At 63.1% G+C, this 22,301-nt stretch carries 19 protein-coding genes; 5 read left to right on the forward strand and 14 right to left on the reverse strand.

Features of this window, described 5'->3' with window-relative positions; translation table 11 throughout:
• Positions 1-29: 29 nt before the first annotated feature.
• From PspCFBP13509_RS28405 to PspCFBP13509_RS28420, 4 genes are all read right to left on the reverse strand, one after another.
• Positions 30-1,271, reverse strand: a complete 1,242-nt coding sequence (locus PspCFBP13509_RS28405; RefSeq protein ID WP_065923934.1) for a thiolase family protein — start codon at positions 1,269-1,271, stop codon at positions 30-32.
• On the reverse strand, positions 1,268-3,142 hold the full coding sequence (locus tag PspCFBP13509_RS28410) for a feruloyl-CoA synthase (protein ID WP_137213001.1): 1,875 nt from the start codon (positions 3,140-3,142) through the stop codon (positions 1,268-1,270). The genes PspCFBP13509_RS28405 and PspCFBP13509_RS28410 overlap by 4 nt, the downstream gene beginning before the upstream one ends.
• 62 nt (positions 3,143-3,204) lie before the next feature.
• Entirely contained in the window at positions 3,205-4,653 is a 1,449-nt protein-coding gene (locus PspCFBP13509_RS28415; RefSeq protein ID WP_053139707.1) for an aldehyde dehydrogenase, read from the reverse strand.
• 76 nt (positions 4,654-4,729) lie between these two features.
• Positions 4,730-5,560, reverse strand: coding sequence for a p-hydroxycinnamoyl CoA hydratase/lyase (locus tag PspCFBP13509_RS28420; RefSeq protein ID WP_065923932.1), 831 nt, complete (start codon positions 5,558-5,560; stop codon positions 4,730-4,732).
• A gap of 213 nt (positions 5,561-5,773) precedes the next feature.
• On the opposite strand from PspCFBP13509_RS28420, the gene PspCFBP13509_RS28425 reads away from it, so the two are divergent.
• Positions 5,774-6,262: a MarR family winged helix-turn-helix transcriptional regulator gene (locus PspCFBP13509_RS28425; protein ID WP_065923931.1), complete on the forward strand. Its 489-nt coding sequence runs from the start codon at positions 5,774-5,776 to the stop codon at positions 6,260-6,262.
• 5 nt (positions 6,263-6,267) lie between these two features.
• Here the strand turns inward: PspCFBP13509_RS28425 and PspCFBP13509_RS28430 are convergent, their stop codons facing one another.
• Positions 6,268-7,593, reverse strand: coding sequence for an OprD family porin (locus PspCFBP13509_RS28430; RefSeq protein WP_074845871.1), 1,326 nt, complete (start codon positions 7,591-7,593; stop codon positions 6,268-6,270).
• A 308-nt stretch (positions 7,594-7,901) separates the two neighbouring features.
• On the opposite strand from PspCFBP13509_RS28430, the gene mhpT reads away from it, so the two are divergent.
• Positions 7,902-9,110, forward strand: coding sequence for a 3-(3-hydroxy-phenyl)propionate transporter MhpT (gene mhpT / locus PspCFBP13509_RS28435; RefSeq protein ID WP_065947035.1), 1,209 nt, complete (start codon positions 7,902-7,904; stop codon positions 9,108-9,110).
• On the opposite strand, the gene PspCFBP13509_RS28440 is transcribed toward mhpT, so the two are convergent.
• From PspCFBP13509_RS28440 to PspCFBP13509_RS28450, 3 genes are all read right to left on the reverse strand, one after another.
• Positions 9,088-10,035: a SphA family protein gene (locus PspCFBP13509_RS28440; RefSeq protein ID WP_065923819.1), complete on the reverse strand. Its 948-nt coding sequence runs from the start codon at positions 10,033-10,035 to the stop codon at positions 9,088-9,090. The two genes, mhpT and PspCFBP13509_RS28440, sit on opposite strands and share 23 nt — an antisense overlap.
• An 81-nt stretch (positions 10,036-10,116) precedes the next feature.
• Entirely contained in the window at positions 10,117-10,884 is a 768-nt protein-coding gene (locus PspCFBP13509_RS28445; RefSeq protein WP_137213002.1) for a coniferyl-alcohol dehydrogenase, read from the reverse strand.
• Positions 10,885-10,941: 57 nt separating this feature from the next.
• Positions 10,942-12,417, reverse strand: a complete 1,476-nt coding sequence (locus tag PspCFBP13509_RS28450) for a benzaldehyde dehydrogenase (RefSeq protein WP_074845865.1) — start codon at positions 12,415-12,417, stop codon at positions 10,942-10,944.
• Positions 12,418-12,687: 270 nt separating this feature from the next.
• Here PspCFBP13509_RS28450 and PspCFBP13509_RS28455 point away from each other — a divergent pair, with 270 nt between their 5' ends.
• Both PspCFBP13509_RS28455 and PspCFBP13509_RS28460 read left to right on the forward strand, forming a co-directional pair.
• A complete protein-coding gene (locus PspCFBP13509_RS28455; protein WP_074845862.1) occupies positions 12,688-14,445 on the forward strand; it encodes a sigma-54-dependent Fis family transcriptional regulator in 1,758 nt (585 codons plus the stop codon).
• Positions 14,446-14,543: 98 nt separating this feature from the next.
• Entirely contained in the window at positions 14,544-15,155 is a 612-nt protein-coding gene (locus tag PspCFBP13509_RS28460) for a TetR/AcrR family transcriptional regulator (protein ID WP_065947038.1), read from the forward strand.
• Between the two features lie 19 nt (positions 15,156-15,174).
• Here the strand turns inward: PspCFBP13509_RS28460 and PspCFBP13509_RS28465 are convergent, their stop codons facing one another.
• The 4 genes from PspCFBP13509_RS28465 to PspCFBP13509_RS28480 all read right to left on the reverse strand — a co-directional run bounded on the left by PspCFBP13509_RS28465 (position 15,175) and on the right by PspCFBP13509_RS28480 (position 19,557).
• Entirely contained in the window at positions 15,175-15,654 is a 480-nt protein-coding gene (locus tag PspCFBP13509_RS28465; protein WP_074845859.1) for a DUF3237 domain-containing protein, read from the reverse strand.
• A gap of 42 nt (positions 15,655-15,696) precedes the next feature.
• Positions 15,697-16,800, reverse strand: a complete 1,104-nt coding sequence (locus tag PspCFBP13509_RS28470) for a polyamine ABC transporter substrate-binding protein (RefSeq protein WP_137213003.1) — start codon at positions 16,798-16,800, stop codon at positions 15,697-15,699.
• A gap of 40 nt (positions 16,801-16,840) precedes the next feature.
• On the reverse strand, positions 16,841-18,178 hold the full coding sequence (locus PspCFBP13509_RS28475; RefSeq protein ID WP_137213004.1) for an alginate export family protein: 1,338 nt from the start codon (positions 18,176-18,178) through the stop codon (positions 16,841-16,843).
• 116 nt (positions 18,179-18,294) lie between these two features.
• On the reverse strand, positions 18,295-19,557 hold the full coding sequence (locus PspCFBP13509_RS28480) for a serine hydrolase domain-containing protein (protein WP_137213005.1): 1,263 nt from the start codon (positions 19,555-19,557) through the stop codon (positions 18,295-18,297).
• Between the two features lie 252 nt (positions 19,558-19,809).
• Between PspCFBP13509_RS28480 and PspCFBP13509_RS28485 the strand changes: the two genes are divergently transcribed.
• The gene (locus tag PspCFBP13509_RS28485) at positions 19,810-20,952 is read left to right on the forward strand and encodes a pectate lyase family protein (protein WP_074845851.1); all 1,143 of its coding nucleotides are present in this window, start codon (positions 19,810-19,812) and stop codon (positions 20,950-20,952) included.
• A 54-nt stretch (positions 20,953-21,006) separates the two neighbouring features.
• Here PspCFBP13509_RS28485 and gspF read toward each other — a convergent pair whose 3' ends face one another.
• Together gspF and PspCFBP13509_RS31870 are read right to left on the reverse strand one after the other, a co-directional pair.
• Positions 21,007-22,218 (reverse strand): type II secretion system inner membrane protein GspF, encoded by a 1,212-nt coding sequence (gspF, locus tag PspCFBP13509_RS28490; protein ID WP_027603448.1) that lies wholly within the window; start codon positions 22,216-22,218, stop codon positions 21,007-21,009.
• On the reverse strand, positions 22,218-22,301 hold an 84-nt coding region (locus PspCFBP13509_RS31870; protein ID WP_242001108.1), incomplete at its 5' end, for a hypothetical protein. The genes PspCFBP13509_RS31870 and gspF, both read right to left, overlap by 1 nt.

Consider the following 22,301-nt stretch of genomic DNA (forward strand, 5'->3'; position numbering starts at 1 on the left):
CGGGACACCTCATCGACTAAGAAAAACCATCAAGCGCGGTAAGCAGGGTTCTCGATCAGCAACGCCATGCCCTGCCCGCCGCCCACGCACGCTGCGGCAATCCCGTAGCGCAGGTTGTGCTGGCGCAGTTGCCGGGCCAGGGTCATCACCAGGCGCAGGCCGGTAGCGGCCAGGGGATGCCCCAGGGCAAGCGAGCCGCCCTGGACGTTGAGGCGGGTGCTGTCCAGGTCCAGTTCATGGGCCACCGCCAGTACCTGGGCGGCCTGGGCTTCGTTGATCTCGAAGCGGCCGATGTCACTCAGGTTCAAGCCGCTGCGTTGCAGCAGCAGGCGGATCGCCGGTGCCGGGCCGATGCCCATGAACTCGGGGGCCACGCCGACCACCGCGCTGGCCAGCAGCCGCGCCAGGGCCGGACGTGTGCAGGCCGAGGCACGCCCCACCAAAGCCGCCGCCGCGCCATCGACCACCGCGCAACTGTTGCCGGCGGTTTGCACGCCGCCTGGATGCACGGCGCGCAAGCGTGCCAGGGCATCAAGGTCGGTGGGACGTGGGTGGCTGTCGGCGCTGACGGCACTCGCCCGACGCGCCAGGCTGATGCCCCTGGGCTGGTACCCCTCAAGCTCGAACACCTGGTTATCGACCGTGACGATTTCTTCCGCCCACGCGCCGTCACATTGCGCTTGCAAGGCGCGCTGATGGCTGTCGCAGGCGTGGCGGTCCACGGCCTTGCGGCTCAGGCCATAACGGCGCGCCAGGTTGTCGGCGGTGGCGATCATGTCCAGGCCGGGGGCCGGGTCGTACAGGGCCTCCCAGAGAAAATCCTTGAATTGCACTTCGCCGCCGAGTCGAAATCCATCCCGATGGGTGTAGGCCGCAATCGGATTGCGCGACATGGATTCACTGGCCACGCACAGGGCCAGTTGCACCTCGTCGCGCAGTTGTTCAGCGGCCTGGCGCAGCAGCTCGAAACCGGTGGCGCAGATGCGCTGCACCCCCAGTGCCGGGACTGCTTGCGCCACCCCGCTGTACAGGCCGATATGCCGTGGCAGCAAGTAGGCATCGAAACTGGCCTGGGCCATGGAGCCGGCCAGCACGCTGTCCACCGCCAGGGGGTCGATGCCGGCCCGGGCCAACACTTCACGGCCGACCTTGATGCCCAGATCGATGGGCGACACCTGGGACAGTGCGCCGCCAAGGTCGACCCACGGCGTGCGCACCGCCTCGAAAATCACCGCATCGGCAAACGCCGAGTACTGCCCGGCGCTGTTCAAGGCTTGGGCCCGGCGCGCAGGATCGCAGGGTCTTCACCGCGATACAGCGCCTCGACCCTGGCCGCGCGCCATTGCAGCACGGCGCGCTGGTTGATCGAGCCTTTGTCGGTGATTTCCCCGCGATCGATGGACGCTGGCTCGTCGAGCAGGGCAATCCATTCCAGGCGACTGGCATTGCCGGTGGCCTCGCGGTTGAGGCGCTGCAACCAGTCGCCGAACCACTGGCGTACCGGCGCGCTGGCCAGCACCTCAGCGTCGCTGGCGTCGGCACTCAAGCCGGCCAGCCGACGGCACTCGTAGAGCCGGGGGAATACCAGGGCGCCCAGGCATTCGCGGTCCGGCGCAGCAATCACCAGGTCTTGCACATAGGGCGCGCCATCGAGCACCGCGCGATTGCGCAACGGGCCGACACTGACAAACACCCCGGAAGACAACTTGAAATCCTCGGCGATGCGCCCGTCGAACATCAGCCCCAATTGCGGCTGGTGCGGGTCGGCGAGCTTGATCGCGTCACCTGAACAGTAGAAACCCTGGTCGTCGAACACCTCGGCGGTTTGCTCCGGCGCCCGCCAGTACCCCGGCATGATGTGCGGCCCGCGGAAGCGCCCTTCGAACTTGCCGTCCAACGGCACCAGGCGCACCTCGCAGCCGGGCGCAGGCAAGCCGATATAGCCGGCCATGGACAACGGCCCGGTGGTGAAGGTGCAGGACGGCGCGGCTTCGGTCATGCCCAGCCCGGCCATCATGCGGATACGTTCACCGCAGTGCTGTTCGGCCACGCGGTCGAGGCGATCCCAGATACTTTGCGACAGGCCGGCGGCGGCGAAGAAGAACAGTTTCATCCGCGCAAAAAACCGTTCGCGCAACTCGGCGTCCTGTTCCAGGGCGTTGACCAATTCTTCCCAGCCCTTGGGCACCGTCAGGTAGGCCGTGGGCGAGATGTCCTTGAGGTTGCGCAGGGTCTCGGCAAAGCCCTGGACCGTGGGCTTGCCGTCGTCGAGGTAAAAGGTGCCGCCGTTGTAGAGCACGATGCCGACGTTATGGCTACCGCCAAACGTATGGTTCCACGGCAGCCAGTCCACCAGTACCGGCGGTTCCTCACCGAACACCGGAAATGTCTGCAACAGCATTTGCTGGTTGGCGCAGAGCATGCGCTGGGTGGTGACCACGGCCTTGGGCAATTTGGTCGAGCCCGAGGTGAAGAGAAACTTGGCGATGCTGTCGGGGCCGGTGGCCTGGAACGCCGCGTCGGCCTCAGCGCCGCCCGGCGTTTCCAGCAGGCTGGCGAAGCTGACCTGAGTGCGCCCAGGCAGGTGGCCGCGCACGCTGATCAGCGGGGTCTCGGCCGGCAAGACAGCGTCGATGGCGCGCTGGTAAGTCGCCGCATCGCTGACGAACACCAGCCCCGGTTGCAGCAGGTCGCACACATGCCGCAGCTTAGCGAAATCCTGGGACAACAACGAATACGCCGGCGATACCGGGCAGTAGGGAATACCGGCGTACATCGCGCCGAGGGCGACCTGCAAATGCTCGATGTCGTTGCCCGACAGCAACGCCAGCGGCTTATCCGCCGACAACCCGTAACGCAACAGGCCCTGGGCAATCGCACGCACGCTGTCGAGCATCTCGCGGTAGCTGACCCGGCGCCAATCACCACCGGCCTGGCGTGCCGCGATAAACGTCTGCTCGGGGCGCACCTGGGCCCAATGCACCAGGCGATCGAGCAGGCGCGCCGGCAACTCGGCCAGGGGCTCCAGGGAGCGCATATGCAGCACGCCGTGTTCTTCAGTGACCGCCACCGCTGCGTGGCCAATGGAGACCTCGCGGTATCGCGGTGCGGGCTGGGGTTGCGGTCTGAATTCGGAACTCACAAGGGTGTCCTCCAGCAAGGCGGATCAACGCCGCCTTGTTATTGTTATGTCGCGACGCCTGCTCAGATCGGGTAATGCCGTGGCCCGTTCTGCAAGGTCACCCAGCGCAATTGCGTGAAGTGCTCGATCGAGGCCTTGCCGCCAAAGCTGCCGTAGCCGCTGGACTTGACCCCGCCAAACGGCATCTGCGCCTCGTCATGCACGGTCGGGCCGTTGATATGGCAAATGCCCGACTCGACCCGCTGCGCCAGGGCCAGTGCACGCCCGGTGTCACGGCTGAAGATCGCCGCCGAGAGGCCGAACTCGGAGTCGTTGGCCAGGCGCAGCAACGCTTCATCCCCGTCACCACGCAGCAGCACCGCCACCGGGCCGAAGGACTCTTCGCGGTACAGGCGCATATGCTCGGTAACGCCATCGATCAGAGTCGGCTGCAGGATGCTGCCGTCCAGTTGGCCACCCACCACCAGCCGCGCGCCCTTGGCGAGGGCATCGTCGATCAGGGCCTTGATGCGTGTGCCGGCGCCGGCATCCACCAGGGAACCCAGGACCGAATCCGCCGCCACGGGATCGCCCGCGCGCAGGGTCGCGACCTTGGCCGCGAGCTTGGCGGTGAAGGCATCGGCGACCTTGGCATCGACAATCAGGCGCTCGGTGGACATGCAAATCTGGCCCTGGTTGAAATAGGCGCCAAAGGCCGCCGCTGCCACCGCCGCGTCGAGGTCGGCGTCGTCGAGCACCAGCAACGGCGCCTTGCCGCCCAGTTCCAGCAACGCCGGCTTGAGGTGACGCGCCGAGAGCTCGCCGACAATCCGCCCCACATGGGTCGAGCCGGTGAAGTTGACCCGGCGCACGGCCGGGTTGGCGATCAGGCGCTCGACAATCGCAGCGGCATCCGCCGGGGCATTGCTGATGACATTGACCACGCCATCGCCCAGGCCGGCGTCCTGCAACACCTGGCCAATCAGGCGATGCACCGCCGGGCTCAGCTCCGAGGCCTTGAGCACCACGGTGTTGCCGCAGGCCAACGGCATGGCGATGGCACGTGTGGCGAGGATCACCGGGGCATTCCACGGCGCGATACCCAGCACCACGCCGCAAGGTTGACGCAAGGCCATGGCGAAACTGCCGGGGACATCGGAGGGGATCACTTCACCGGTGATCTGGGTGGTCATCGACGCCGCTTCGCGCAGCATATTGGCCGCCAGGCGCACGTTGAAGCCATACCAGTTGGCCATGGCGCCGGTCTCGCCGGCGGCGGCAATGAATTCGGCGCTGCGGGCCTGCAACTGCTCGGCTGCCTTGAGCAGCCGAGTGCGGCGTTCGTTGGGCGCCAGCGCCGCCCACGCGGGGAATGCGGCGTGGGCGGCCGCTACGGCGGCGTCGGCATCTTCCAGGGTGGCGGCAGCCACCCGCGAGACCACTTCACCGGTCACCGGGTTGCGGCGCTCGAAGGTTCGACCGTCACGGGCGGGGCACGACTGGCCGCCGATCAACAGGGGCACGTCCAGCATGGTGATTCCTCTTTATTGTCTTTATCGGGAATACGTTCAAGCAGGGTACAACGGCGCGGCCAGGCGGCCGCGCCCTTCAGCGTTTATACGCCTGCAGGCCAGGCTTGATGCTCTTGTCGTCGAGGAACTGCTTCATGCCCTGCTCGCGACCGCCTTCGGTGTCGAGCAGGCGCGACTGATCGAGCTTGGCGTAGAGGTAATCCTCGTTCTGCTCCCAGGTCAATTCGCGGCAGCGCTTGAAGCCATGCTTGGCGGCACGCAGCACCACCGGGTTTTTCTCCAGCAGGTTGCGCGCCAGTTCGATGGTCACGTCGCGCAGTTGAGCCAGCGGCACGCTTTCGTTGACCAGGCCCATTTCGGCGGCTTTCTGCCCGCCAAAGGTCTTGCCGGTCATGATGTAGTACAGCGATTGGCGATGGCCCACGGTGTCGGCCATGGCCTTGCTCACCAGGTTGCCCGGCGGGATGCCCCAGTTGATTTCCGAAAGGCCGAAGGTCGCTTCGTCCGCACAGATCGCCAGGTCGCAGGCCACCAGCGGGCTGAAGCCACCGCCGAAGCACCAGCCATTGACCATGGCGATGGTGGGTTTGGCGTACATGCGCAGCAGTTTCCATTGCCATTGCGAGGCTTCGCGGCGGATTTTTTCCTGGAGGATTTCCGGGCCGGCGTCCACCTCGCGAAAGTATTCCTTGAGGTCCATGCCGGCAGTCCAGGCTTCGCCGGCGCCGGTCAGCACCAGCACGCCGGCGGCAGGGTCCTGCTCGAGGGTTTCGAGAACGTCGATCATTTCCCGGTTCAGGGTCGGGCTCATGGCGTTGCGTTTTTCCGGACGATTGAGAATGACCCAGGCGATGCCTTCTTCGATCTCAACCTTGACAGTGGTCCAACGGCCTTCGTAATTGCTCATGGCGGTACGCTCTTGTTCTGGGTTTGAAGATGATTCGAAATTAAACCGCAAATATAGTTATGTCAATTAACTATTAATACGGATAACCAATATTTTTACGCGATGAAACCTGCGTTTTCCAGGCGTTGTGCAAAGCCGGCATAGCCATGGCGCGTTAACCCCGGCAAACTAGATAGCCTTCTTAACCTCCACCCTTTGAGGATTGCACTGCCAATGGCCAAGCCTTCCACCATCGCCGCCGCCAGCCAGGCCCTGCCCGACAACGACGAGGTACGGCCGCCGCTGGATTCAGCCCTGGACGATCTGATCGGCTACGCCATGCGCCGCGCCCAGCTCAAGCTGTTCCAGAACCTGATCGGCCGGCTGTCGGACCACGACCTGCGCCCTGCACAGTTCTCGGCCCTGGCGATCATCGAGCAGAACCCCGGGCTGATGCAGGCCGACCTGGCTCGCGCACTGGCCATCGAGCCGCCCCAGGTAGTGCCGTTGCTGAACAAGCTGGAAAGCCGCGCCCTCGCCGTGCGGGTGCGCTGCAAGCCGGACAAGCGCTCCTACGGGATCTTCCTCAGCAAGAGCGGCGAAACCCTGCTCAAGGAACTCAAGGCCATCGCCGCCCAGAGTGACCTGGACGCCACGGCCGCCCTCGACGGCCAGGAACGTGAAGAGCTGCTGCGCCTGCTGAAGAAGGTCTACCAGGACTGAGCGGCTTACCAGAGCGCCACGGTGTAGAGCACCAGGAAACGGGTCTGGTTTTCATCGCGAAACGCCGCGCCGCTCGGGAAGTCATTGCGGTAGATCGACTTGCGCGCCATGAACCCGACGTTCTTCAGCGGGCCGTCCTGGATCACATAGCCCAACTCCATCTGGAACTCGCGCTCCTTGCGGTCCTCGGCATTGAAAGCGGCCAGTTCGATGTTGTCGCCGCGCACATAGCGCAGCCGAGTCTTCAACCCCGGCACACCCGCTGCGGCGAAGTCATAGTCGTAGATAGCCTGCCAGGTGCGCTCCTTGGCGTTGAGAAAGTCCGAACTCATGGTCAGCTCGCTCATGCCCATCAACTCGGTGCCGGAGATATAGGGTGTGGCCGTCTCCCCGCTTGAGTGCATGTAGCCAAGGCTGACGCGATGGCCGCCGAGGCGGTAGCCGAACAGCGCCGAGAGGTTGCGGTTATCCACGTTGCCCGCCTTGGCACTGCCATCCTCGCGGCTGAAAAAACTGCGCAGGTCGCTGGTGAGCACGCCATCGCCCAGCGGCAGGTTGTGCAACAGCGCCAGGGTGTCCTGCTGGTAGAGGTCGGCGACCTGGGAGTGATAGACGCGCAGGCTGAGGTCTTTGTTGACCTGATAGTCCCCGCCCACATACGCCAGGTGCGACGTGGTGGCGGTGGCGTTGAAACGCCGGTTGGGCGAGGCGATGGTCATGGCCTGGTAGTCGGTGGAGTCGCGCTTGTTGATGCGGTCGATGTAGCCGGTGTTGAAGGTCAGGCCCTCGATGTCCTTGGAGCTCAAGGTGGTGCCGCGAAAGGTTTGCGGCAGCAGGCGCGACGGACTGGCAAAGGCGAACGGCAGGAATATCGACACATCGCCGGCCTTCACTGTCGTTTGCGCAAACCGCAGCTTGGCAGTCGGGGCCAGGCGCGAGTACTCATCGGCGGCGCGCTTGTCGCTGGCCGACACCGGCAGCAACTCGGTGCCGCTGCGGTCCGGCGACGAGTCGAGCTTGACCCCCATCAACCCGCGCACATCCAGGCCGAAGCCCACCGGGCCCGGGGTGTAGCCCGATTCCAGGTTGAGGATGAACGCCTGGGCCCATTCCCGCGCGGCGGTCTTAGCCCCGTCGTCCTTGTAGTCGCGGTCCAGGTAGTAATTGCGCAAGGTCAAGGTGCCGTGGCTGTCGTCGATAAAGCCTGCGGCCCACAGCGAAGTGGGCAGCACGCTCAAGGCCAGGCATGCCATGAGCAGGCGTGGGGTATTGTTCGACACACAGGCGACGGGCGCCGCTGCAACGGCGTGCTCCATAGGGAGTTCTGGCATGTTCGATGTCCATTTTTTGTTGTTGTTTTTGGGGTGGCACACGCTCGGCCCGGTCGGCTTCGCGAGCCAAGAATGGAAACAGCCGACGGTGCCCGTCAACCGCAACTGAGCGATAATCGAACATTAATAAAGCTATCTATTTTTTAGCTGTATATGAATCAACATCGCAAGCTTATGAATTGCATGAATTTATTCATGTTTTATGGGCAGATTAATCCACGATTCATTTTTTAGTTATCTTTGTTATCTTAATCACCAGCAGCCACTCGCGCTCGTCACCACAACAAAAACAACAATGAGGTTTGCCCATGGACAGTCCATCGCGTCGTTCGACGCTGACTATTGCGTTGTGCTTTATCGTTGCGCTGATCGAAGGGTTCGATCTGCAGGCCGCCGGCACTGCCGCCGCCGGGTTACGTCAAACGTTCGCCCTGGATCCGAAGATGCTCGGCTGGGTGTTCAGCGTCGGCATCATCGGTCTGCTGCCGGGGGCGTTCTTCGGCGGCTGGGTCGCCGACCGCATCGGGCGCAAGAAAATCCTGGTGGGTGCCGTGCTGCTGTTCGGGCTGTTTTCCCTGAGCACCGCGTTTGTCGACAGCTACGCCAGCCTGTTGCTGGTGCGCTTTCTCACCGGCCTGGGCCTGGGCGCCGCACTGCCCAACCTGATCGCGCTGTGCGCCGAAGCGGTGAGCGAACGCAACCGGGGCACGGCCATCAGCGTGATGTACTGCGGGGTGCCGCTGGGTGGCGCATTGGCCGCGGTGGTGGCGATGTTTTCCAGTGAGCACTGGCAGACCACCTTTATCATCGGTGGCCTGGCGCCGTTGCTCGCCGTACCGTTGATGATCCTGCTGCTGCCGGAGTCCAGCGCCTTTCGCCAACAGCGCGACACTCCGCACGGCGCCCGCCCTTCTACCGGCCAGGCGCTGTTCGGCGAAGGTCGCGCCCGCACCACACTGGCCTTGTGGCTCAGCTATTTCTTCACCCTGACCGTGATGTACATGCTGCTTAACTGGCTGCCGTCGCTGTTGCTGGAGCAAGGTTTCAGCAAGCCCCAGGCGGGCATGGTGCAAATGCTCTTCAATATCGGCGGCGCCCTCGGTTCGCTGCTCGGTGGCGTGCTGCTGGACCGCTGCAATGCCGTCAAAGTGGTGCTGGGCGTGTATGCCGGATTGCTCGCAGCGTTGGCCGGGGTCGGGTTGTCGGTGGGCATCGTGCCCATGGCCATCGCCGGTTTTGCCGCCGGCCTGTTCGTCATGGCCGCGCAGTTGGTGCTGTATGCATCGGCACCGCCCTCCTACCCGACCTCGGTGCGCGCCACCGGTGTCGGTGCTGCGGTGGCCGTCGGCCGCCTGGGTTCGGTGGCCGGGCCGCTGGCGGCCGGGCAACTGCTCGCCGCCGGCGCCGGCACCGCCGGGGTACTGCTGGCGACCTCCCCCGGGGTGGTGATTGCCGCACTGACCATCATCAGCGTGATGGTGCGTACGGCGCCCACTAGAACTTATGCAGCCAATTGAGCACCAGTTTGTTGCCCTGCGTGCGGTTCTCCGCCTGCTGCTCGAAGTAGGCATTTACCGATAGCACGTCTTCCTTGCTGAACCCGTAGACCAGGCCTGGGCCGATGGCCCAGACCTTCTCCCGACGCCCGCTCACGGCGTGCCCATCGACCTGGGTGTCGGTGATCTGCTTCAACCAGTAGCCGTTAACCCCCACGCTCAGTTGCTGGCTCACGGCATATTGCAGGGTCAGGTTGGCATGCAACGCCTGCCCGGCCTGGGTATCGGAAACATCCCCGAAGCCTGCCTGCGGATCATCGTTCTTGCCATTCCACAGGTACATGAACCGCCCGCTCGTCGACCACTTCGGGCTGAACCAGTACGTCGCCGCGTAATACGGGTTGAATGACCAGAAATTACTGCCTGGGTTGATCGAGCGCTTGCGGTCATAGGCGCCCACCGGCACCGAGATATCGGCTTCGATACGCTGGGTCAACAGCGGGCTGCCATCGGCACGGCTCAGGGTCGGCAGTTGCAGGAAGGGCCCCACAATCACATCACCAAAGCCGGCGCGAGAACTCAGGGCCGCATTGTTCAACCCGTCGTCGACATCCACGTGGGCCAGGGAGGTGTTGATCAGGGTGAATCCGGGCATCGCGCCATTCGCCAAGGGTTGGCCGAGGTAGATGATCTGCGTGGTGGGCGCCACCACTTCCACGTCCTGGTTGGGCAGTGCCAGCTTGTGGCCGTTGGCATCATTGAAACGGCTGGCCCGGGAGTACGTCAGGTATTCCTCCAGATACCACCCAGGGCCGGCGGGTGCCGGTGAGCCGTCGTAGAAACTGGTACTGCCCAGGTTGAGGCCGGGCAAGTCGTAAGCATGTGCAGTCGATGACAGTGCGATAAAGGTCCCGGCCGCAGCCGCCCGCAAGATAGGCTTGAGCATCTTGTATGTCCTGTATTTTTGTTGTTGTTCAAGACCCCCGGCACGGTGGATCCGCACCGGGGTTTACCGCTGTAGCAACCCCTACACGTAGGTCGCCGCCAACCCACCGTCCACCGGCAGATTGACCCCGTTGACCCAGCGCGCGGCGTCGGAGCACAGGAAGGCGATCACCGCCGCCACCTCATCGGCCAGGGCCGGACGGGTCATGCGCTGGCTGTCCGCAGCCACCCGCTCCGGCCCGAGCATGCTGACAAAATCGTCGAGAATCGGGGTAAACACCGGCCCCGGCGCCACGCAGTTGATACGCACCGCGTGATCGCGAAACCAGGCCTGGGATTGCTGGAAGCTCCACACGATCAGCGCCTCCTTGAAGTACTGATAACAGCTGGCCTGCTCCACCGGATTGGCCGCCAGCCATTGCTGCCCGGCCTCGAAGCTTTGCGTCACGGCCAGGGCCTTGTGCAGCTCCAGGCGTTGCGGCCACTGCGCACCGAGCACCGAAGCGACATTGACGATGCTGCCGCCCGCCGCCATGCGTGGCAGCAGCGCTTGAGTCAGGTGCCGCAACCCCAGGTAATTGACCGTGGCCACCGCTTGCACGGGCGCGGTACCGGGCACGCCGGCGATGTTGCACAGCCCATCGACCCGCGCCGGCAGGCGTGCCACCAGGGCATCGATGCTGGCCGGATCGCCCAGGTCAGCCTGGAAGAAGCCATCCAGGGTCAGTTGCGGTGCATGGCGATCAACGCCGATCACCGTGGCACCCTGGAAGCGCGCGAGCCGCGCCAGCTCGGCGCCAATGCCGGAGGCGACGCCGGTGACGACCAGGGTTTTGTTGTGCAGGTTCATGTTCAAGCCCTCTTGTTTTTGTATAGGCATAGGTGGATCAAAGCGATGAGCCAGGGCTCAGAACGGATAGACAGGTGCAGTGTTCTTCACCGTGACCCACTGCCACTGGCTGTACTCGTCCCAATCGGCCGGCCCGCCTACGCTGCCGCCATTACCGGAAGCGCCGCGCCCACCAAAGGGGTTGATGCATTCGTCGGCGACGGTCTGGTCATTGATGTGCAGCAGGCCGCAGTCAAGCCGCTCGCCGATGGCCATGGCACGCCCGACCGACGGTGAAATGATGGCGGCCGAGAGGCCGTACTCGGTGCGGTTGGCCAGCTCGATGGCCTCGTCGTCCGTGGCAAAACTGACCACCGTGGCCACCGGCCCGAAGATTTCATCCTCAAACGCGCGCATCCCTGGCCGCACACCGCTGAGCACGGTGGGCTGGTAGAACAATTGGTCGTATTCGCCACCCGCCTCCAACCGTGCGCCCGCTTGCAGGCTGTCGCTGACGATCTCGTGCACCCGCTGCAATTGCCGTTGGTTGATCAACGGGCCGAGCGCGGCTTCACCGCGGGCGGCATTACCCACGGTCAACGCCCGGGCCTTGTCCACCAACTTGCGCGTGAGGCGTTCGGCGATGGATTCATGGGCGAGAATCAAGCCGGTGGCCATGCAGATTTGCCCCTGGTGCAGCCAGGCGCCCCAGGCGGCATTGCTCGCGGCCAGGTCGAGGTCGGCGTCTTCGAGAATGATCAGCGGGTTTTTGCCGCCCAGTTCCAGCGCGACTTTTTTCAGGTGTCGTCCGGCCACTTCGGCGACTTTGCGCCCCGCCGCCGTCGACCCGGTGAACGCAATCATCTGCACATTCGGATCGCGGCACAGCGCCTCACCCGCCGGCGCGGCGCCGGGCAACACCTGCAGCAGGCCCTTGGGCAAACCCGCCTCCTCGAACAGCCGGGCGATGAGAAAACCACCGCTGACCGGGGTCTGCGGGTCGGGCTTGAGCACCACCGCATTGCCCGCCGCCAGGGCCGGCGCCACCGAGCGCAGCGACAGCACCAGCGGAAAATTGAACGGTGAAATCACCCCGACCACGCCATGGGGCTGACGCCGGGCATAGGACAGGCGACCGGCCGCACTGGGCAGCACCAGCCCGTGAGGTTGGGACAACAGCCCCGCCGCCTGATGCAGCAGCACAATCGCTTCGCGCACTTCGTGTTCACCCTTGAACAACGCGCCGCCGGTTTCCCGCGCGACGTACAGCGCCAGTTCGGCAAAGGACTGCTGGGCCAGGTCCGCCGCCTTGCGAAACACCTCGGCGCGCTCCCGTGGGCCGAGTGCTGCCCAGGCCGGCTGCGCCAACGCCGCGCTGCGGCAGGCGACGGCGATGTCGGCCGGGTTGGCCATGGCGCAGCGCATCAGGGGTTCGCCGGTGGCGGGTTCGATCACCGGGATCACGGACCCCGAGGCGGGTATCCAGTCGCCGTTGAACAGGCATTCGGACGCAATGGCCCGCTGTAGCAAGTGGGTGGTTTCAGGTACTGACATGGCAACTCCCGGTTCTTGTAATTGTCATCGCCTGCACAGGGTGCAAACGCCGCATCAAGCCTTGAGCAAAGGCTGTGCCGCTTGCACGCAACAACGCTGACATAAAGCATCGAGGGCTCTGGGACGGGGCCTGGCACACACCGCTCATACCTCACCCGCCAATCGACTGCAAAAACCGCAGCGCTGCCACTTGTTCAATTGATAAGGTTATGTTTAATAACTATCTGAGCAGTTACTCATATCGATCACTCGCTTTGCAGGGGCATAACAATGACTAATCCCCCCAGCGCGCTGCCCGACGACCGGGTGGCCAGCGCGCCCTACCATCCGCGCGGCGACAGCCGCCAACTCAGTGACAGCAGCTCGCCCACCCCGGCGGAACTGACTGACTGCCTGTTCTTCTCGCCCGAAGACGGGCGTATCTGGCTCAACGATCAACGCATGGTGTTGCTGCACGGTTCGTCGTTCGGTGCCCTGCGCCGGGAAGTCATCGAGCGCCTGGGGCTGGAGCAGGCGCGTGGCCTGTTCACCCGCACCGGTTATGTCTCCGGCGCGCGGGACGCGCGGTTGATCCGCGAGCGCTGGCCACAGGCCGATGCCGCCGCGGTGTTCCGCGCCGGGACCCACCTGCACACCCTGGAAGGCATGACCAAGGTTGAACCGCTGCACTTCAAGTTCGATGCCGACTCGGGGTTCTATGAAGGCGAGTTCCTCTGGCACCACTCCTGCGAGGCCGATGAACACGTGGGCGCCTACGGCATCGGCCAGGACCCGGTGTGCTGGACTGAAACCGGCTATGCGATCGGTTTTGTCAGTGGCCTGTTCGGGCAAATGGTGATTTTCCGCGAGGTGGAATGCCGGGGCATGGGCCACCGCTGTTGCCGGGTGATCGGCAAGACCGCGGAGCAATGGGGTGACGTCGAGCAGGACCTGCGCTACCTGAATGTGTCCCAGGCCGTCACCAACGCCACGGTCGCGCCCACGCCCGACCACCCGGTGAACCACAGTGCCAGGGCCAACCCGCCGCAAACACTGGTGGGTGCGAGTGCGGCCTTCAACGCCGCGACACAAGCCCTGCAACGTGTCGCACTGACCCCGGCAACGGTGTTGATCAGCGGCGAGTCAGGGGTCGGCAAGGAGATGTTTGCGCGCCAGTTGCACCAGCTCAGCCGCCGCCAGGACAGCCCGTTCGTGGCGCTCAATTGCGCCGCCATTCCGGACAACCTGATCGAGGCCGAACTGTTCGGTGTCGAACGCGGCGCCTATACCGGCGCGACGCACTCGCGGCCTGGACGTTTCGAACGGGCCCAGGGCGGCACGCTGTTTCTGGATGAAATCACCAGCCTCAGCCTGGCCGGGCAAAGCAAGTTGCTGCGGGCCTTGCAGGAACGGGAAATCGAACGGGTCGGCGGAGTGCGCGGTATCAAGGTGGATGTGCGCGTGGTGGCCGCCACCAATCTCGACCTGCGTAAAGCCGTGGCTGACGGCAGCTTTCGTGAGGACCTGTTCTACCGCTTGAATGTCTATCCCATCGCCCTGCCCCCGCTGCGCGAACGCCGGGACGACATCCCGCTGTTGATCAATGCGTTCCTCACGCGCTTCTGCCAGGAATACGCGCGAACGCCGGCGGGCCTGACCATGCGCGCCCTGAAGGTGTTGCTGCGCTATGACTTCGCGGGCAATGTGCGCGAACTGCAAAACCTGATCGAACGCGGCCTGATCGCCAGTGACGAAGGCCAACCCATTGACCTGGTGCACCTGTTTCGCAACGAACCGATGCCGGCCGATCCCTACGGCCTCGACGACCACGGCAGCCTGTCCAACAGCGCACCGCCGCCGTGCCTGGCACTGTTCGACACCCTTGGCCAACTGGAACCGGGGTTTTCCATCGAAGGCCTTGAATCGCGCCTGCTCAATGAAGCCCTGCAACGCAACGCCGGCAACCTGGCCGCCGCCGCCAGGCTTGTGGGGCTCAGCCGCGCTCAATTTGCCTACCGGTTGAAGAAGCATCAGCGGCAAATCCCTTGAATGCCAATTAGTGCTTTAAAAGCTTTACCCAATTAAGTATTTTGCAGGGATACCGGGGCGATAAGCGCCCCTCTTTTTACTCGTGACAAGGATCTCCTGTGAGCGGACTGCGTGAACGTCAGAAAGCCGAACGCCGGCAAGCTATCAGCCAGGCCGCGATCGAGCTGTTTGAGCGCCAGGGTTTCCAGAACACCACCATCGAACAGATCGCCAGCCAGGCCGGGGTTTCGCCGCCGACGGTGTTCAAGTACTTCGGCAACAAGCAGGAAATCATCCTGGAAATCCTGCACCACGCCGATCAGCGCGCAATCAGCGACACCCGCCGCGAGATCCACACAATCGACGATCCGGTCGAAGCGCTGTGCCACCTGGAAAGCCTGCTCACCGGCTATGCCCTGGAAGTCATGCACCCCAGCCTCTGGCGTGAACTGCTGCCGCTGATCCTGTTCGGCGGCAGCAATGAACTGCCGGCCGGTTATCGCGCCATGAACGATGCGCTCAGGGCGCAAATCAGCGAACTGCTGCGGGAACTGCAACGGGCCGGCAAGCTGCGCCCACAACTCGATGTGGAATTGGCCGCGTTCCTGTTGAACGACTATTCGCACCTGCAACTGTTCAGGCTGGTGAACCAGGAACACCCGGATATCGACGCGCACTCGACCCAGGTCAGGCGTATCACCGAGCTGCTGTTCTACGGCATGCAGGCCTGACAGCTTCCAGGGCCGGGCCTCAGTAAAAGCGATAGCAACGAATCACCACCTGGTCGGCGCCCGGGTAATGCACCAGGCCGATAAAACTTGAACGGGTGAGCCAGTCCAGCCGCCCCTTGGGCACCTGAAACACCGGGGTGCAGGTGCAGCGGTACTCCGTCTCAGGAATCGGCCATTGGCCGTCGCGCTCCAGTTGGCGTCCGTACTCAGTCATGCTCAGCACACCCCGGTTACGGATGTTGATCACCTCGCCTTCGTCGGTCCTCACGCTGTAGCGGGCATCCAGTTGACCGATGCCATCGGGGCGCAAAAGAAAGCAATCTTCTCCGCCCGCCAGGACCTGGCCGCTGATGCCGACCCCATCGAAATCCCCGCCCACAATCGGGTAATTGCAGCGCAGGCCTTCAACGCTGTCGCCCAGCATCACGCCCGGCCCTATCGCGACGCGAAGGGTCAGCACCCGCTGCAAGTTGGGGGCAATGTCAATCCGTTCAGTCATGGCAAGCTCCAGGCCCGACGCGCACGCACCGGGCCACACTGATCAGCGGTTGCTCTTGATGGCCGTCCAGGTGCGGGTACGGATGCGCTCCACGGCGGCCGGAATCGGTTCCAGGGCGAACAGGGTCTTGCGCGCTTCCTCCGGCACATACATGTTGGGGTCGTTGCGGATGCTGGCGTCCACCAGCGCAGTGGCGTCCTTGTTCGGGTTGGGGTAGCCGATCCTGTTGCTGATGCGCGCAATCACGTCCGGGCGCAGGATGTAATTGATGAACGCATGGGCCTCCGCCAGATCGGGTGCCTTGGCCGGGATCATCATCACGTCCGCCCACATCGGCGCGCCTTCCTTGGGCAGTGCCATCTCGACCTTGACGCCCTTGCCGGCGGCATCTGCCAGTCGCGTGGCCAATGCGACACCGCCGGACCAGCCCACGCCCACACAGATATCACCGTTGGCCAGGTCCATGCCGTAGCGCGACGAATTGAAGTAAGTGACGTAAGGGCGAATCTTCATCATCACGGCCTGGGCTTGCACATAGTCCTCACGCTTTTGGCTATTGGGGTCGAGGCCCTTGTAGTGCAAGGCAATCGGCAGGATCTCGTTGCCGGCGTCGAGGAAACCCACGCCACAACTGGCGAGCTTGGCGAGGTTTTCTTCCTTGAAGATGATGTCCCAGCTGTTCATCTGCACGTCGGGACCCAGGGCCTTGCGCACCTTGTCGACGTTGTAGCCGATCAATGTGGTGCCCCATAGGTAAGGCACGGCGTAGCGGTTGCCGGTGTCACCCACGGCTTCCAGGGATTGCATGAACTGCGGGTCCAGGTGCTGCCAGTTCGGCAACTGCGTGCGGTCCAGCGGCTGCACGGCCCCGGCCGTGATCAAGTGCCCCAGGTTGGCGGTGCCGGGGAACACCACGTCATACCCGGAGTTGCCCGTCAGCAGCTTGGACTCCATGGTTTCGGCACTGTCGAACACATCGTAAATCGGGCGAATGCCGGTTTCTTCCTGGAAACTCTTGAGCACTTCGGGTGGCAGGTATTCGATCCAGTTGTAGATCCGTACGGTGCGTTCTTCAGCCAGGCAAAAACCACTGATGAGCAACGAGGCGACAGTGCCCAGCACGGTGTTACGCAAAAATCTGTTCATGATCAAAACACTCCAGCGCGGCCGCGATGGCTCGCAGCACTTAATAGCGGTAGGTGAAATACAGTTCCAGCGCACTGAACATCTGGTCGTTACCGAACACCTGTTTGGCGGCGGCCAGCGGCTTGACCCAGTTGTAGGACAGCGACGTATAGAACGACGGCGTGGGCGTCCAGTCGAGGAAAACCACACTTTCGTCAGCAAAGCGCCGATCGCTGACCGGCGCGCCCATGTAGTTTTTTTCGTCCAGCCAGAACTGGTAGTGAATCGCGCCGAGGGTCAGGGTGTCGTTGAGGTGGGTCTTGAGGGAGAACTGCTGGACGTTTTCGTTGCTGTTGAACAGCAGGTAGTTGCCGACCACATCCCCGACCAGCCACGTGCTCCAGTCGACAAAGCCCTTGCTCAGTGAATCCCAGGCTTTCTGGCGGTTGTCGGTAAGGTTGTCGTCGCCGGAAAAGCTCGCGTAGCGGTAGCCAATGATCGGCGTCAGCGGCAAGGTAGTGAAGGCATAGTCGGCCTGGGCATACCAGGCGTTGGCATCGTAGTCGACACCCTCGCCGCTGCCGCGCTCCAGCGCGTATTCGGCATTCAGGGTCAGCGCCTGGACGCCGGGCACCTTGGCGTTGAGCGCCCTGACGTTGTACACCTGCATCCCGTCCCGACGGCGCGGCAGCGTGCTGCCCCGGGGGCCAAGGGCATTGACCTTCATGGCCATGGCGCCGAGCGTAACCTGGTCATCGAGGTTGTAATCCACGTTCACGCCGGTCATGCGGAAATCGCCCAAGTCGTCATCGGTACGCAAGGTGAAGGCCTGGGACTTCAGCGCGTCATGATCCCAGGCCAGGATCGCTGAGTCCTTGAACGCAGTTCGCGGGCCGAGCCAGTAGGCGCCGTCCTTGTACTGGTCGAGGTTACCGTCCATGACGATGAACCCCGTACCGATCATGTAGTTCTGGCGGCCGGCGGTGAACTTCCACTCGCCGACGCGAAAACCGCCGTAGAGTTCTTCGGCTGCGACCTTGCCGTCGGAGCTGCGACTGAAGCCTCCCGCATCGCCATCGCCGAAGGTGCTCGCCGCCACCAGGGAACCGCCCGCGAGCAGGCTGAAATCCGGTTGCAACGCATACTCAAGCTTGACCCCCGGCTTTACGTAGACCTCTTGCCAGTTGATCCGGGCGCCGCCGTTTTTACCGTTGCGTGCATCGACCTGGCCGCTGCCGAAGTTGACGCCACGGGTAAACAGCGTCGCCCCACCCGCCGTGAGATTGACTTCACCCTTGAGATCGCCGTCCTCAAAGGTGTAGCCCGCCAACGCGACGTGGGTGGTCAAGGGTAAGCCGAACGCTAACAGCGCTCGGGAAAAACGCTTGGTGAAAACCATAAGAAGCTCCTGTGGAATTATTGTTGTTACAGGGCAGTCAATGGCGACGCAGGGCGCCGCCAACACCTGGGCAAGCCAGGTGAATAGAACGCAAGACTCTTATTGTTTGGCGTGGATCAGCGACTCAGGTGGGCGGCGATCGCGCGCAGCATGCGCACGCTGTCGTTATCGAACGGGCTGACTGCATCGGTGAGCGACGATTGCTTGACGATCACCACGCCGGACGGCTTATCGATAAACAGGTATTGGCCGTGGATCCCCCCAGCCATCAGGGCCTGGCTGTGGTCGTTGAACACGTACCACTGGCTGCGATAGGACGCACCCGGCGTCCAGCTGGAGAACTCGGCATTTTGCGCGTAGATCGCCGGATCAGAACCGGCGGCGATACGCGCCACAGTCTCGGGCGACAACAGCTCGACCCCGTCCTGGCGACCGTCGTTGGCGAGCAGGCGACCGAAGCGCGCCATGTCTCTCAAGGTGGCACTGAAGCCCGCCCCGGCAACGTTACGGCCCCAGGGATCGGCCATGAAATAACCGTCGCGTTCGCACCCCAAGCGCCCCCAGATCTGTTCCAACATCTGACTGCACGCCTGGCCCGAGGCACGTTCCATGACCCATGCCAGGACTTCGGTGGTGGCGGTCACGTAATGGAAAAAGCCGCCGTGTGCGCCACGTTTTTTCAGTGACGGCAGGTATTGGTACAGCGATTCAAACTGGGCGTATGGCGCCGGTGCCGGCTGGAAACCGCAGGCATAACCGTACTGCGAACTCTCGGAGGCGGGATCGTCATACACCTCGCTGTAGTCGATGCCCACGGCCATATCGAACAACTGGCGCACGGTGGCATCGCCAAACGCACTGCCCACCAGCTCAGGCACGTAGTACGCGGCGGACAGCTCAGGCTTGAGCATGCCGTTGGAAACCAGTTGTTCGCCGAGGGTGCCGATCAGCGACTTGGTCACCGAAAACATGATGTGCCGGTCATCCGCGCGCTGGCCGTTGAAGTAGCGCTCGAACAACACCGTGTCGCCCTGCATCACTAAAAAAGCGTCGGTCTGGCTGGCCACAAGGTGTTCGATCACGCTGATGCTGAGCCCGCATTCGCTGTCGAAACACAGCGGGTCCAGCGCTGTGGGCGCTTCCTTGAGCTGACCGGCAGGCCTTGAACCCGCCGCCACATCAATCGTGGGACGCAGCCGCGCCAGATGACGGAACCCCCACTGGCTGAAGGGCGCGCGCATCCAGTTGTGCCACGTTACCCGGTGATTCGGCTCGGCCGGGAAGCCCTGCATCAGCACAGGTGCCACGGGGGTTGCAAAGCACGACTCATTGGCCTCGACGTAAAGAGTCGCCAGTACAGACGGGGTTTTAAGGCTCATCGGGATAACCCTGAAGATGACTCTGCATGGGAGCAGATGCACAGGAATAATTATCCGATATTTTGTTTTAGTCAATAAAACTTTTTACTCGTTAATTTTACAAACAGTTGTACGACAACGAATACACGCATGATAGTATTTCTCATGCAGCGGACGTTCGATTCGCTGCACCAGTGGCAAGGACGTCCGCTCGAGAAACGCGCATGCCTGTGCGCGTTTAAACACTCAAGTTAATCAAGGATCTGATTACTCATGACAACCCCCTCAACCTTCACTGCCTCAAAACTGGCCAGTGCCGTTATCGGTGCCCTGCTGCTTTCCAGCGTTCCTGCGCATGCCGCGGACATCTGGCTGGATTCGGCCACCACTGGTTGGGCCACTCAGAACGGCGGCACCAAGGGCGGCTCGCGAGCTGCGGCGAATAATATCTACACGGCAAAAAACGCGGCGGAGCTGAAAACCGCACTGAGCGCGTCGGTGGGCACCAACGGCCGCATCATCAAGATCACCGGCATCATCGATATCAGCGAAGGCAAGGCTTATACGACGACTGCTGATATGAAGGTACGCGGTCGCCTGGATATTCCTGGCAAAACCACCATCGTCGGTACCACCAGCAATGCCGAGATCCGTGAGGGTTTCTTCTATGCCAAGGAAAACGACGTCATCATCCGCAACATCACCATCGAAAACCCTTGGGATCCCGAGCCGAAGTGGGACCCCACGGACGGCAGCGCCGGCAACTGGAACTCGGAATACGATGGCCTGACCATCGAGGGCGCCAATAACGTGTGGGTCGATCACGTGACCTTCACCGATGGCCGCCGTACCGATGACCAGAACGGCAGTGCCAACGGCCGTCCGAAGCAGCATCACGACGGCGCGCTGGATGTAAAAAACGGCGCCAACTACGTGACCATCTCGTACTCGGCGTTCAAGTCGCACGAGAAGAACAACCTGATCGGTTCCAGCGACAGCCGCACCACCGACGACGGCAAGCTCAAGGTCACCATCCACAACAGCCTGTTTGAGAATATCTCTGCCCGTGCGCCGCGCGTGCGTTTCGGCCAGGTGCATCTGTACAACAACTACCATGTGGGCAGCACCAGCCATAAGGTGTACCCGTTCTCGTACGCTCACGGTGTGGGCAAGAACTCGAAGATCTTCTCCGAGCGTAACGCCTTCGAGATCGCCGGTATCAGCGGTTGCGACAAGATCGCCGGCGATTACGGTGGCAGCGTCTACCGCGACACCGGCTCGACCCTCAACGGCAGCGCATTGAGCTGCTCGTGGAGTTCGAGCATCGGCTGGACCCCACCGTACAGCTACACTCCGCTGGCTGCCGATAAGGTCGCCGCCGACGTCAAGGCCAAGGCCGGCGCCGGTAAGCTCTAAGCAGCGGTGTCACCTTCGTGAAATGAAAAGCCCTCGGTGACGAGGGCTTTTTTGCTACTGCACCAGTTGGTTGATCTCGATGATCGGCAACAGCACCGCCATCACGATCACCAGCACCACCGCGCCCATCACCACGATCATCAGTGGCTCCAGCAGTGCGGTCATACCCATCGCCCGGCGCTCGATATCGCGGGACAGTGTCTGCGCGGCGCGATCGAGCATCGGCGGCAGCGAGCCGGTCTTTTCGCCGCTGGCGATCAGGTGGATCAGCAGTGGCGGGAAGACTTTCTCCGCCGCCAGCGCCGTGGCCAGGCTGACGCCTTCGCGCACCTTGGCAGTGGCGTCGTTGACGCACTGGCTCAGGCAGTCGTTGGACAAGGTCTGGCGTGCCGCTTCCAGTGCACGCAGCAGCGGCACCCCGGCGCCGCCGAGAATCGCCAGGGTCGAGGCAAACCGTGCGGTATTGAGCCCGAGTACAAAACGCCCGATCAGCGGCAGGCGCAACACGCGGCGATGCCAACCCAGACGCGCCAGCGGGTTGCGCAGGTACACACGCCAGCCCCAGAAACCCGCGATCAAAGCACTGAGGCACAGCCAACCCCAACCGCGAATGAAATCACTGGCATTGAGCATCGCCAATGTCAGCCCGGGCAAGTCCTGGCGCGCCTGGGAAAACGCACTGACCACCTGGGGCACCACGTAGCTGAGCAGGAAGATCACGATGGCGATCGAGACCAGCCCTACCACTCCAGGATAGATAAACGCGGTGAGGATTTTACTGCGCAGGTTATTGCGTTCTTCGATGTAGTCGGCCAACCGCTCCATCACCTGGGCGAGGTCGCCGGACTCCTCCCCCGCCGCAATCAGCGCGCGGTAGATCTCCGGAAAGTCCCGTGGCCGCGCGGCCAAGGCATCCGCCAGGCGCATGCCGCTGCGTACATCGGCACGCACCGCACTCAGGGCCTGGACGATGTGTTTGCGCTCGGCTTGTTCCACCGTGGCACTCAACGCGGCCTCCAGTGGCAGGCTGGCGCTGAGCAGGCTCGCCAGTTGCCGCGTGGCCCAGGCCAGGTCGTTGTCCGACAGCTTGGCGCTGAACAGGCCCGCGCCAGCCCCCGAGGCCGTATTTTGCTCAAGGTGCACCGACAAGGCCGTCAAGCCACGCCGGCGCAAAATCCCGAACGCCTCGCGCTGACTGTCGGCTTCCAGGTGTCCGCTCTCGATCTTGCCCATGGCATCGGCGGCTTCGAAACGGTAGCGATTCATCAGGCGTCCCGTGTCACGCGCAGGATTTCTTCGGGCGCGGTGGCGCCGCTGCGCACCCAGCGCTCGCCGTCTTCACGCATGCT

Origin of the sequence: Pseudomonas sp. CFBP13509 (assembly GCF_005233485.1) — a bacterium.
Classification (GTDB): Bacteria; Pseudomonadota; Gammaproteobacteria; order Pseudomonadales; family Pseudomonadaceae; genus Aquipseudomonas; species Aquipseudomonas marginalis.